9 protein-coding genes are annotated in these 12,989 nt (G+C 71.7%); 6 read left to right on the top strand and 3 right to left on the bottom strand.

The window, feature by feature from the left end; translation table 11 throughout:
* Positions 1-324: 324 nt before the first annotated feature.
* On the bottom strand, positions 325-1,485 hold the full coding sequence (locus tag ABH925_RS27575) for a hypothetical protein (protein ID WP_370151919.1): 1,161 nt from the start codon (positions 1,483-1,485) through the stop codon (positions 325-327).
* Positions 1,486-1,830: 345 nt separating this feature from the next.
* On the opposite strand from ABH925_RS27575, the gene mtrA reads away from it, so the two are divergent.
* The 3 genes from mtrA to ABH925_RS27560 are packed head-to-tail and all read left to right on the top strand — an operon-like array spanning position 1,831 to position 6,332.
* Positions 1,831-2,508: an MtrAB system response regulator MtrA gene (mtrA, locus tag ABH925_RS27570; protein WP_370151917.1), complete on the top strand. Its 678-nt coding sequence runs from the start codon at positions 1,831-1,833 to the stop codon at positions 2,506-2,508.
* A gap of 1 nt (position 2,509) precedes the next feature.
* Positions 2,510-4,504 carry an MtrAB system histidine kinase MtrB gene (mtrB, locus tag ABH925_RS27565; RefSeq protein ID WP_370151915.1) on the top strand — a complete coding sequence of 665 codons (1,995 nt, stop codon included), beginning with the start codon at positions 2,510-2,512 and terminating at the stop codon, positions 4,502-4,504.
* A gap of 55 nt (positions 4,505-4,559) precedes the next feature.
* Positions 4,560-6,332 carry an LpqB family beta-propeller domain-containing protein gene (locus ABH925_RS27560; protein WP_370151914.1) on the top strand — a complete coding sequence of 591 codons (1,773 nt, stop codon included), beginning with the start codon at positions 4,560-4,562 and terminating at the stop codon, positions 6,330-6,332.
* Here the strand turns inward: ABH925_RS27560 and ABH925_RS27555 are convergent.
* A complete protein-coding gene (locus ABH925_RS27555; RefSeq protein WP_370151912.1) occupies positions 6,320-7,141 on the bottom strand; it encodes a ComF family protein in 822 nt (273 codons plus the stop codon). The genes ABH925_RS27560 and ABH925_RS27555 overlap by 13 nt on opposite strands.
* 386 nt (positions 7,142-7,527) lie before the next feature.
* Between ABH925_RS27555 and hpf the strand changes: the two genes are divergently transcribed.
* Positions 7,528-8,157, top strand: a complete 630-nt coding sequence (gene hpf / locus ABH925_RS27550) for a ribosome hibernation-promoting factor, HPF/YfiA family (protein ID WP_370151927.1) — start codon at positions 7,528-7,530, stop codon at positions 8,155-8,157.
* Positions 8,158-8,351: 194 nt separating this feature from the next.
* Complete coding sequence (locus tag ABH925_RS27545) at positions 8,352-9,080, top strand: response regulator (RefSeq protein WP_370151910.1); 729 nt, start codon at positions 8,352-8,354, stop codon at positions 9,078-9,080.
* Between the two features lie 17 nt (positions 9,081-9,097).
* Here ABH925_RS27545 and ABH925_RS27540 read toward each other — a convergent pair whose 3' ends face one another.
* On the bottom strand, positions 9,098-10,282 hold the full coding sequence (locus tag ABH925_RS27540) for a winged helix-turn-helix domain-containing protein (protein WP_370151908.1): 1,185 nt from the start codon (positions 10,280-10,282) through the stop codon (positions 9,098-9,100).
* A 386-nt stretch (positions 10,283-10,668) separates the two neighbouring features.
* Between ABH925_RS27540 and ABH925_RS27535 the strand changes: the two genes are divergently transcribed.
* A complete protein-coding gene (locus ABH925_RS27535; protein ID WP_370151906.1) occupies positions 10,669-12,894 on the top strand; it encodes a hypothetical protein in 2,226 nt (741 codons plus the stop codon).
* Positions 12,895-12,989 lie beyond the last annotated feature (95 nt).

The following is a 12,989-nucleotide window of genomic DNA, read 5'->3' as shown; positions in this document are numbered from 1 at the left end:
GTACTGCAGGGGGGACCCTGTGGGAGAGTAGGACACCGCCGAACAACCATTAACAGAAGGCCCCCTGACCATAGGTCAGGGGGCCTTTCTGCGTTGTGCGATGTCCGTCGCACGGGGACCTGCGGGGGACCGGTGTCCTCAACGGCCCAGGGCCCCAGGGCTGGACGATGCGGTTGCCCTGGTCGACATGCTTGCCGGGGCTGCCGACTACCTGGGCATGCGCTTCGGCGGTGTTCCGGTGTTCTCCTGGGCAAGGGAACCGCCCCATGGAACCGCCCCGGTGACGTTGTCCGTGACACCGGGGCGATGAGTCGTGCGAAGTCCCTACACGGCAGCAGGGGAACCGTAGTTGGGGACGCCCGCAGCAGCCGCCAGGTCGATGTCCAGGGCTTCACGCCGGATGCGCTGGTCGATGTAGAGCAGCACCGACGCGGCGGCGGACACCGGCACGGTCAGCGTCGAGGCCACGAAGCCGGCGATGCCGCTGGTCAGTGCGGTGGCCAGGGTGTCGGCGGGGTTCGCCGCACCGGTCGCGTCGGAGAGGAGGGTGCCGGCCATGGAGAACGGAAGGCTGATGAACCCGCTGATGATCAGGGTCAGCAGCCCCACCGCGATGGTGATGCCGAAGATCCGCCACCAGGCCCCCCGGACCAGGCGGATGGAGCGGGCGAAGGCCTCGCGGATGCTCTGGCGCTCCAGCATCAGCGCCGGTGCGGCGAGGCTCAGGCTGACGTAGGCCCACAGCGCGACCACCAGGCCGGGGATGACCAGGGTGGTCAGGTTGGCCACGGTCGCCGTCGAACTGCCCGCGGCGGAGGCGATCATGGCCGGTGTGACGGACAGTGCGACGATGCCGCCGCTGATGACGGCGGTGACGACGCCGACCGCGAACACCTTCGGCAGTTGAGGCCGGGCTTCCCGCCAGGCCTCGCCCGGGCTCGCCGGCCGCCCCAGGACCGCCCTGCGCACCACGACGGTCAGCAGCCCTGAGGCCACGGCGCCGCAGACCAGACCGATGGCCGCGGTCACGGCGAGGAACGAGCCCGCGCTGGACAGCACAGAGACGGCTTGGCGCAGATTTTCGGTGGAGTCGCCCGAGGACAACGGGACGGTGAAGGAACTGCCGTCCTGGCCCAGGGCGTAGCCGGCGGCGGTCAGTCCGGCCTGGGAGACCAGGGCGACGCAGCCGGAGATGACGAGCGCGACCCGCCAGTAGCGCCGCAGGAAGCCGAAGCTGGCGGTGAGGATGTCGCCGACGAGCAGCGGACGCAGCGGGATGATGCCGGGTTGCGGGAACCAGCCGCCGGCCCAGGCCCAGCCCGGAGCCGGTGCGGGCGCCTGTCCCCAGCCGGGTGCGGTGGCCGGAGTCGGGGCACTCCCGGCGACGCGCGCGTAGGCGCGCTTCGGGGGTGCGGGGGCCTCCTGGGGGGTGGCCGACTCGGGAGCGGCGGGCTCGTCGGGACGCTCGCTCGGAGTGTCGGTCATTTGTAGGTCCATCTCTGTTGCACGGCGCAGCCGATGAGGTGTGGAGTGGTGCGCCAGCCATCGTTTCACGGTGGCGCGGGCCGTGGACAAGAGCGGTCAAGAGCGGTGGCGGGCGCTGATCGACGGACACCGGGGTGCGGCCGGGATGGGGTCCGGTGGGTGCTTTTTCGCCATTTCGGTGTCCCGATGATGATCCACGTCCCGATCCGGCAGTGCGGTGATCGAGATGAACATCACGATTTGGTGCGATATGTCCATGTTGATGGGAGAGAAACTCGGGCGAGTGGCGGATGTCTCCTGTCGCTGTGCCCCAGGTCACGTTTCCGGAATGAGACCATGGGAGACATGAAGGGACGCGTCTTGATCGTCGATGACGACACTGCTCTGGCTGAGATGCTTGGCATCGTGCTGCGGGGGGAGGGTTTTGAGCCGTCTTTTGTCGCTGACGGCGACAAGGCTCTGGCCGTCTTCCGCGAGGTGAAGCCGGATCTGGTGTTGCTCGACCTGATGTTGCCGGGCCGGGACGGGATCGACGTGTGCCGTCAGATCCGTGCTGAGTCGGGCGTACCAATTGTCATGCTCACCGCCAAGACCGACACCGTGGACGTGGTGGTCGGTCTTGAGTCGGGTGCGGACGACTACATGACCAAGCCCTTCAAGCCGAAGGAGCTGGTGGCACGGGTGCGGGCGCGACTGCGCCGGGCCGAGGAGCCGAGCCCCGAGCAGCTGGCCATAGGTGACCTGGTCATCGACGTGGCGGGGCACTCGGTGAAGCGCGAGGGCCGCAGCATCCCGCTGACCCCGCTGGAGTTCGACCTGCTGGTCGCGCTGGCCCGGAAGCCCTGGCAGGTGTTCACCCGCGAGGTCCTGCTGGAGCAGGTCTGGGGCTACCGCCACGCCGCCGACACCCGGCTGGTCAACGTGCACGTCCAGCGTCTGCGCTCCAAGGTCGAGCGGGACCCGGAGCGTCCGGAGATCGTGGTGACGGTTCGCGGCGTCGGCTACAAGGCGGGACCGAGCTGAGATGAGCGGCCGGACCCCTGCCGCGGCCGGCCGCCGGCGGCCGCTGCTGCCGTTGCTGCTGCCCCGCCGTCTGCGGCAGCCCCTGCGCCGGCTGACCAGCGTCTACCGGCGGTCGATCCAGCTGCGCGTGGTCGCGACCACGCTGCTGCTGACCATCGCCGTGGTGATCGTCCTCGGCGTCGTGGTGATGAGCGCGGTGCGCAACGGGCTGCTGCTGGCCAAGCAGGAGGCCGCCGAGAACCAGGCCCGCAGCGGCTTCGCGGCCGCGCAGCTCCAGGTGGGTCCGTCCGACAGCCTCACGCACTCCATCGGCGCCGCGGTCGGCGGCCAGGGCGTTACCGGCACCGGGGGGACGCCGTTGGACATGGGGACGCTGCTGACCGAGCAGGTCCACTTCCTGGCCAGCAGTGGCGCCGGCCAGTACGACGTGGTGGGCATGGTGCCGCCCCCGGGCTTCCGTGGCTTCTGGCGCGCCGGGGACGTCAGTCCCGACCGCAGCATCAGCCCGCAGTTCCGGCAGCAGGTCCAGTCCGACCCCAGTACCCAGCATGTCGAGTACGGGACGATCTACCCGTTCAACTCCAGCGAGGGAGTTCCGGGGCTGGTGATCGGCAAGCAGCTGACGGTGCAGACCACCGTCGGCGGCCAGCCCCAGTCCTACCAGCTGTACTACCTGTTTCCGTTCAACCTGGAGACCAACACCCTCAACCTGGTGACCGAGACCCTGGCGATAGCCGGGGTGTTCGTGGTGATCCTGATGGGTGCGATCTCCTGGCTGGTGGTCCGCGAGGTGGTGACGCCGGTGCGGATGGCTGCGGAGATCTCCGAGCGCCTGGCCGACGGGCGGCTGGACGAGCGGATGAAGGTCTCCGGTACCGACGACATCGCCCGGCTCGGGGAGTCCTTCAACCGGATGGGCGCGGCGCTGCAGGCGCAGATCCGGCAGTTGGAGGAGCTCTCCCGGGTGCAGCGGCGGTTCGTCTCGGACGTCTCGCACGAACTGCGGACACCGCTGACGACCGTGCGCATGGCCGCGGACCTGCTCTACGAGTCCCGCGAGGACTTCGGTGACCCGGCGGCGGAACGTTCCGCCGAGCTGCTGCAGAACCAGCTGGACCGCTTTGAGTCGCTGCTCGCGGACCTGCTGGAGATCAGCCGCTTCGACGCCGGTGCGGCGATCCTGGACGCCGAGCCCGCCGACCTGCGCGACGTGGTGGGCCGGGTGATCGACTCGGCCGAGCCGCTGGCGCGTACCAAGGGCAGCGCCGTCGTGGTGCGCGGCGCGGACGAGCCGGTGGTGGCCGAGGTGGACCCGCGCCGGATCGAGCGGATCCTGCGCAACCTGGTGGTCAACGCCCTGGAGCACGGCGAGGGACGGGACATCGAGGTGCGCCTCGCGGCCAGCGGCGGCGCGGTGGCGGTGGCGGTGCGGGACCACGGGATCGGGCTCAAGCCCGGCGAGGCGTCCCGGGTGTTCAACCGGTTCTGGCGGGCCGATCCGGCGCGGGCCAGGACCACCGGCGGCACCGGACTGGGTCTGTCGATCGCGCTCGAGGATGCCGCGCTGCACGGCGGCTGGCTGCATGCCTGGGGCGAACCGGGCGGTGGCTCGCAGTTCCGGCTCACCGTGCCGCGCAACGCGGGCGCGGAGCTGGTCCGCTCGCCGATCCCGCTGGAGCCGGAGGACTCGCTGGGCAACCGGGGACTGGCGCTGCCGGGGATGCCGTACCGGCGGATGGTGCGTCCGGCCGGGGCCACCGCCCTGGACGGCGCGCCGCACGACGCGGGCTCCGCCGAGCCGGTGCTGGGGGCGGGTCTCGGCTCGGGGCTGGGCGGGGTGCTCGGCTACGGTTCGGTGCTTCCCGGCGTGCCCGGCCGGGGGCCGGCCAGCGATCCCTCGGATGTCAGGGCGGCTTCCGGGTACGGCGCCACCGGCGCACAGGTCGTGGTGTCGAAGGAGGGGCGGGATGAGGGTGCGGGGCAGCAGGAGGTCTAGCGCGACGGGGTGGGGGGCGCTGGGTGTCGCGCTGCTGCTGGCCGGCTGCGCCACCATGCCGGACTCCGGCGCGCCGCCGCGTCCCACCGGCGGCGAGCAGACCGGCGGGCAGAACTCACAGGTCGTGGTGGTGGCGGTGCCCCCGTCGCCGGACGCCAGTCCGGACCAGCTGCTGTCCGGTTTTCTCGACGGACTGGTGGCGGACGAGGCCGACTACCACACGGCGAAGGAGTACCTCGACCCCGGAACCGCCTGGAGCCCGCAGGACCAGGTGGCCATCGTGGACAGCGTCTCCCAGCCCACCCTGGTGGCCGGGAGCGTGGCCGGTGGCCGGGTGACCCTGCAGGTCGAGGGTCGCGAGCTGGGGACCCTCGACGCCAAGAACGCCTACGCGCCCGGCAACGGGCAGCCGATCAGCCGGAAGTTCGAGTTCGTCCGGGGCAAGGACAAGCGCTGGCGGATCGACAGCCTGCAGCCCGGTGTGATCATCAACCAGTCGGACTTCCAGCGGATATACGAGTCGGTCGACCTCTACTACCCCGCGGCCCGGCAGGGCGTGGACGCCGTCACGTACCCGCTGGTGCCGGAGCCGGTCTATCTGCGCGGCCGGATCGACCCGTTGACCTCGGCGGCCAACGCGCTGCTGACGGGCCCCAGCGACTGGCTGCAGCATGTGGTGCAGCAGGACTTCCCCGCGGGCAGCAGCATCGACGGGCCGCAGTCGCTGGCCTCCGGCGACCAGGGCAACGTCGACATCCATCTGCAGGGCCCGGCCGCGGACGTGATCAGGACCAACCATCCCGACTGTGTGCTGATGGCCTCCCAGTTCTTCGCCACGCTCTCGCAGGTGCCGACCCAGCAGCTGGACCAGGCGCCGCAGCCGGTCAAGTCGGTCACGCTCTACGACGGCAAGGACGGTTCCGCCCGCTGCCAGGGCTCGTCGAGGAACTCGTCGGCCTTTCCGCCGGCCGGCGACACCAGCTACTACCTGGACGCCGGCGGGCACCTGAAGAGCCTGGACATGGGGTCCGGCAATGCGGCCCGGGCCGTTGCGGGCGCGCAACTGCCGACCGCCGCCGGGGTGGTGAGCGGATTCGCGGTCTCGCCGGGCGTCAGTGGCGATGTGGCGCTGCTGACCCAGGACGGCCGCCGGCTGTATCTCGGCAACCTGAACTCGGCGACCGAGCCGACCAGGCAGGCGGTGCCCGGCAACGTGCAGCTGGGATCACCGAGTTGGGACAGCACCGGCACACTGTGGATGGTCGACAAGGGCTCCGGGGCCGGCTCGGTCAAGGCGCTGGTGGGGCAGATGCTGCTGCCGGTCGCGGTCGAGGGCCTGCACGGCCAGGTCACCGGGGTACGGGTGGCGACGGACGGTGCCCGGATCGCCCTGACCGTCAGCAGTGACGGCCGGAGCAGCGTCCAGATCGGCCGGGTCCACTACACCGGGACCCCGCAGCAGCCGCAGCTGACGATCGAGGCTCTGCAGTCCATCGCGCCGTCGCTGTCCACCATCAACGCGGTGTCCTGGGTGGACGGTGACAGCGTCATCGTGCTGGGCCGGTCCGAACTGTCCGCCGAGGGGCTGACGGTGCAGCAGATCGACGGCTCCTCGGCGCTGATCCCCGGCCCGCAGCCGCCGTCGGCGACGGACGGCATCCAGAGCATCTCCGCGCTGCAGCAGGATCCGACCGCGCCGCTGCTGGCCTACGCCAACACCCCCGCCGACGGCGGGAAGATCATGCGCTGGCAGCCGAGCAGCAACACCTGGGTGCTGCTGCCGCAGACCGGCGCCGGAACCACGCCGATGCCCAGCTACCCGGGCTGAGCCCGGGCGGACGCGGGCCGGTCCGGTGGGGGCGCCCCGCCCGGGGGCCGGTCCGCCGGTGACTCCTCCGGCGCGGGCAGGTGGGCGCCCGACCGGTCCGTCCGCGCGCGCAGCACGGTGGCGGCGACCACCGCGGCGGCCAGCACGTCGCCGCCGGCCGCCGCCAGCGCGCGGGCGCCCTCGGCCAGCGTGGCTCCGGTCGTCACCAGGTCGTCGACCAGGATGATCCGGCCGTGGCCGAGCTGCGCGCGGTGCCGGGAGCGGACCGTCAGCGCGCCGTGCAGGTTGCGGAGCCGCTCGGCCGCGCCCAGGTCGGACTGGTCCGCGACGGCGCGCCCGTGCCGGAGCGCGGGCAGCAATCGGGCCGGGATCCCCGCGCGGCGCAGCGCGCCGGTCGCGGCGAGGGTGAGCCGACGGGTCGGGTCGTGCCCGCGGGCCCGTACCGTGGCGCGGGTCGAGGGCATGGGCACCAGCAGCAGCGGGGCGGCGCGGCTGGCGGCCGACCCGGGCACGGCGGCGGTGACGGCCCCGGCCAGGGCCAGCCCGAGCGGGCGGGCCAGCCGCAGCGCGCCGCGTTCCTTGTGCGCCAGCAGCACCTGCCGGGCCGCGCCCTCGTAGTGCACCGCCGCGAAGACCTCGGGCAGCCCCGGCGGCGCGGCCCGGGGGCGCGCCGGGGCGGGCCGGGCGTCCTCCAGATCGGCCCGGCACAGGGCGCAGAGCTGGGTGTGCGGGGCCTGGCAGCCGACGCAGCGGGCGGGGACCAGCAGGTCCAGGGCGGCGTCGAACAACTGGACCGAGAGGCTGGTCACCGGGCCTCCTGGGAGTCGGGCGGGAACCGGGGCAGGGTGGGGCACCACAGTCGCGTAGTGGGACGCAGGTTGGCTGAGTTTTACCGTGCGTTCATCCGTACGGGGGTAGGAATGACGCCAGGACTGTACAAGCCGGCGCCGTGCCGCGAATTTGGGAGGTCAGTGCGTTGTGGAACGTCACAGTCGTCCCGATCACGCCGACCTCCCCCGCTCCGGGCGGGCGGATTGGCGGGAACCGTTGTTCCATGGGGTTCCCACCGCATCCAGTGGGGAGGAAGGGTTGTGAGGGGCGGTCCCGCCCATCCCGAGCGGGCGGCGCTGCGTACTCGATGGGCCGTGCGGACCTGCGCGTCCGCAGGCGTCAGGCCAAGGGATCGGAGATCTGCGTGGACATCGTCGTCAAGGGTCGCAAGACCGAGGTGCCCGAGCGGTTCCGCAAGCACGTGGGCGAGAAGCTGGAGCACATCCAGAAGCTCGACGGCAAGGTCATCAGCCTCGACGTGGAGCTCTCCAAGGAGCGGAACCCGAGGCAGGCGGAACGCTGCGAGCGGGTGGAGATCACGCTCCACAGCCGGGGACCGGTGATCCGGGCCGAGGCCAGCGCGCCCGACCCGTACGCCGCGCTGGACCTGGCCACGGCGAAGTTGGACGCCCAGCTGCGCAAGGTGGCCGACCGCAGGCGGGTGCACAAGGGCCCGCGTTCGCCGATGAGCGTCGCGGAGGCGACCGCGCGCCTGTCCGCACCGGACGTGGCCGACGCCGAGGAGTTGGCCGAGCCCGTGCAGCGCACGAAGATCGGCTCCCTGGAGATCGAGGGCGACGGGCCGCTGATCGTGCGCGAGAAGACCCACGCCGCCGTGCCGATGGCCCTGGACCAGGCCTTCTACGAGATGGAACTGGTCGGCCACGACTTCTACCTGTTCATGGACACCGACACCGGCCAGCCGAGCGTCGTCTACCGGCGACACGGCTACGACTACGGCGTGATCCACCTCAAGCTGGAGGGCCAGTCGTAGTCCGGAGAGCGGTCGCGGGACGGCGCGGAACGGCGCAACCCGTCCGGCAACAGGGGCGCGGTGCCACCGGGCACCGCGCCCCCGCGCCACGCCGTGACACTTCCGGGGGAACCGGTGCGGGCGAGGTGATCGCGGGCGGTGCTCGGCGTGGAATCATTACGGCAGGAGCCGGACCAGCCGAGGGGGAGGACCGGATGGTGGAGCGATGGGACGATCGGCGGGGTGAGGCGCGGGAGTTCGACGGCCCGAGACACCCGGTGGAGCCGATCCGGGTCCTGGTCGTGGACGACCACGCGCTCTTCCGGCGCGGCCTGGAGATCGTGCTGGCCCAGGAGGAGGACATCCAGGTCGTCGGGGAGGCCGGGGACGGCGCCGAAGCCGTGGAGAAGGCCGCCGACCTGCTGCCCGACATCATCCTCATGGATGTGCGGATGCCGCGGCGCAGCGGTATCGAGGCCTGTACCGCGATCAAGGAGGTGGCCCCCAGTACGAAGATCATCATGCTGACGATCAGCGACGAGGAGGCCGACCTCTACGAGGCCATCAAGGCCGGCGCCACCGGCTACCTGCTGAAGGAGATCTCCACCGACGAGGTGGCCACCGCGATCCGCGCGGTCGCTGACGGGCAGTCACAGATCAGCCCCTCCATGGCGGCCAAGCTGCTCACCGAGTTCAAGTCGATGATCCAGCAGCGGACCGACGACCGCCGGCTGCTGCCGGCCCCCCGGCTGACCGACCGGGAGCTGGAGGTGCTCAAGCTGGTGGCCACCGGCCTGAACAACCGGGACATCGCCAAGCAGCTGTTCATCAGCGAGAACACCGTGAAGAACCACGTCCGCAACATCCTGGAGAAGCTGCAGCTGCACTCCAGGATGGAGGCGGTGGTGTACGCGATGCGCGAGAAGATCCTGGAAATAGGCTGAGCCGGGCGCCCCGCTGCTCAGGCGTCCAGCAGCTTCTGCAGGGCCGGGCGCAGCGCCTCCTCGTGCAGCCGCTCCACCCGCACGTCGGTGCAGCCGACCCAGTCCGCCGCCTCGCGCAGGGCCAGGGCCAGGGCCGGCAGGTCCCGGGCGGAGTCCAGGGAGACCTGGCGGGCGACCAGGGTACGGCCCTCGCGGGCCGGGTCGACCCGGCCGACCAGACGGCCCCCGGCCAGCAGCGGCATGGCGAAGTAGCCGTGCTGCCGCTTCTCCTTCGGGGTGTAGGCCTCCAGCCGGTGGCTCAGTCCGAAGATCCGCTCGGTCCGGGCCCGGTCCCAGACCAGTGAGTCGAACGGGGAGAGCAGCGTGGTCCGGTGCCGTCCGCGCGGCTCGGCGGCGAGCGCGGCCGGGTCGGCCCAGGCGTCGGCCGCGGCGCCGTTCCGGCCCCAGCCTGCCACCCGGACCGGGACCAGCCCCGACTCCGGCAGTGCCGCGCCGACCTGCTCGGCCTTCAGCCGGTGGTAGTCGGCCAGGTCCTTCGCGGTGGCCACGCCGAGCGCGATGCCGGACTGGCGGACCAACTGCCGTAGGCAGGAGGCGTCGTCGAGCTCGGTGGCGAGCAGCCCGGCCGGCACGGCCCGCTCGGTGAGGTCGTACACGCGCTTCCAGCTGCGCCGCTCGGTGCAGACCACCTGGCCGGTGTCCAGCAGCCACTCCACGGCGATCTTGGTCTCGGACCAGTCCCACCAGACCCCGCCCTTCTTCGCCCCGCCGAGGTCGGTGGAGGTCAGCGGGCCGTCCGCACGCAGCCGGGCCAGCACTTCGGCGCAGGAGCGGTCCGGGTCCTCCAGCCGGTGCCAGCGGTGGCCGCGGGCCAGGAACGCCCGGCGGCGGAAGGCGAACAGCGGCCACTCCTCGATCGGCAGCACGCACGCGGCGTGCGACCAGTACTCGAAGGAGGTGCCGCCGCCCCAGTACGCGGACTCCACCGCGCCGCGCCCGACGGCCCCCAGGCGGGCGTACGGGATCAGTTCGTGCGAGCGGGCCAGCACCGAGATGGTGTCCAGCTGGACCGCGCCGAGGTGTCGCAGTACTCCGCGCACCCCCGCCCGCCGGTCGGGTGCGCCGAGCAGGCCCTGGGCGCGCAGGGCGATGCGGCGGGCGTCGGCCGTGCCGATCTCGGGGGCCGCTGATGCGTCAGTCATGACGGCCAGCCTAGGAGCAGGCACTGACAGTCCGGGCCGGTCTCCCGGTGAACCATGCCGACCTGCGTGTTCACTCCTTCGTGCGATCACAGGGGAACTACTGCGCGATCGGCAACCCGCACGGGTGAGGTTTGCCCCCACTGGACGGTGAACCGCCGCGGAGCCCGGAACCGTGCTCCTAGGATGAGCGTCACGACGCCACGCACTGCGGTCACTTGAGTACGTCCGGTGATTCACGCGGGGGGATGTGCGGCGCGGGGAGCAGGTCGCGGGGGCGACGGGGGAAATCCACTCAATTCATCGAGGCGCGCCGTCACCGGTCCGCGCCGCACCGTACTTCGGCATGCCCGCATTCGATCGCGGCGCTGCCAGCAGGAGGGGACGACATGGGTCGTACGACCCGTTGGGCCGCCGCGTTCACCGCGGCGGGACTGATCGCAGCCATCGGACCGGCCGCCGGGGCGCTGGCGGCCACCAGTACACAGCGCATCGACCTGCGCGTGCTGGTGGTGGACGACGGCGGTCCGGCGACCGCCGCGATCATGAACGAGATGGACATCACCGGGATGCCCTACACGGTGGTGAAACTGTCCGACGGCAACCGGCCGACGATCAACGCGGCGTTCCTCAGCACCACCGCCGCCAACGGCCAGGCCGAGGCCAGGTACCAGGCCGTGGTGCTGCCCAACAACGCGCCGTTCGCCGCAGGCCCCTCAGGTGCTCCGTCGGCCGAAATGGCGGCGATCACCGGCTACGAGCAGACCTTCGGCATCCGCCAGGTCGACGCCTACACCTACGCCCAGCCGGCCGTCGGCCTCAACTACGCGGCCAACCCCGGCTACATCGGTTCGCTGGACGGCACCACCGGCACGGTCACCGCGGCCGGTCTGGCCGGGAACTTCCGCTATCTCAAGGGCAGTGTGCCGTTCGAGCAGAACGACCCCGGCGTCATCGAGAGCTGGGGCTACCTGGCCACCCCGCTGGCCACCCAGGCGCCCGGCGCCAGCTTCACCCCGCTGGTCACCGAGCCCATCCCGGGCAGCGGCGCGCAGGGCGTGCTGGCCGGGGAGTACGACCACGGCGGCGTCTCCGAACTGGTCATGACCTTCGCCTACAACCAGTACCAGCAGCAGTACCGGCTGCTGGCGCGCGGCATCGTCGACTGGATGACCCAGGGCGTCCACCTCGGCTACGACCGCAACTACTACGAGCAGCACGTGGACGACGTCTTCCTCGGCGACGACCGCTGGAGCAGCACCGCCAAGTGCACCCCCGGCGACGCGGCCTCCGCCTGCAGCGGCACCCCGGCCGAGTCCACGATCCGGATGACCCCGGCCGACGTGACCTATGCCCAGCAGTGGGAGAAGGCGCACAACTTCACCTTCGACTTCCTCTTCAACGGCGGTGGCAGCGACGAGATCACCTCGACCGGCGCGGACGACCCGCTGACCGACTCGCTGGTGTCCGCGCAGTCCTCGTTCCGCTGGGTCAACCACACCTACGACCACCCCTTCCTGGGCTGCGTGCAGAACACCGCCACGGTGCCCTGGTCCTGCACCGCCAACCCGGACGGCAGCACCGCCTGGGTCAGCGAGCAGACCATCGAGGACGCGATCACGCAGAACCAGGACTGGGCCCACAGCCACGGCCTGTCCATCGACCCCACCGAGCTGGTCACCGGTGAGCACTCCGGCCTGGCGACCCTGCCGCAGCAGCCGCAGGACAACCCCAACCTCGCCCCGGCACTGGCCGCCACCGGGGTCAAGTGGACCGGCAGCGACCACTCCCGCGAGCCGAACCAGCGTGCGGTGGGCCAGGCGCTGACCGTGCCCCGCTTCCCCATGAACGTCTTCTACAACGCCGGTCACACCGCCGACGAGGTCGACGAGTACAACTGGCTCTACACCAGCACCGCGCAGGGCGGCAGCGGCCTGTGCACGGCCAACCCGGCGACCAGCACCTGCCTGCCCGCCCCACTGGACGAGAGCACCGGATACGCGAGCTACATCACCCCGCTGGAGGCCCGGATCGACCTCGGGCACATCCTCGACAACAGCCCGCTGCCGACCTACGCGCACCAGTCCAACCTGACCGAGGACCGGCTGCTGTACCCGGTGCTGGACCAGATCTTCAGCAGCTACGCCAACCTGTTCGCCGCCAACACGCCGATCCTCAACCTGCGTGAGTCGGCCATCGGAGCGGAGCTGCAGCAGCGCAGCGCCTGGACCGCCGCCGTCGCGGCCGGCACCGCGAGTGCCTACCGGGTGGGCGGCACCGTCACGGTGAACGCGCCGAGCGGTGTCGCCGCGGAGGTCACCGTGCCCACCGGGACGGTGCAGCAGCAGTTGCTGGGCAGCAGCGCGGTCGGCAGCGCCTACGCCGGTGAGCTGTCCGGCTGGGTGAAGCCCGGGCTGCTGCAGAGCGCGGTGACGCTGAGGCTCAGCACGGCGGGCACGCCCGCCACCCCCGCCCCGGCACCGGCCGGCGGCACATCGGGCAGCACCGGGAAGACCCCGGCCCCCAGCACGGTCACCCCGCTGGTGCCGAACGGCGTGCTGCAACTGGTCCCGCTGACCGTGGCCGGTGTGGCCAAGCTGCTCACTGGCAAGTAGGCGGCCCGGCGTCGAGCCGTGGCACCACCGAGGGGCACCGGGGTCCGCGCGCGTCGCGCGCCCCCGGCGCCCCCGGTGGCTGCCGCCCGCCCGCG

The organism is Streptacidiphilus sp. EB129 (genome assembly GCF_041262645.1).
GTDB lineage: Bacteria > Actinomycetota > Actinomycetes > Streptomycetales > Streptomycetaceae > Streptacidiphilus.
This window is presented reverse-complemented; position numbering and strand designations above follow the sequence as displayed.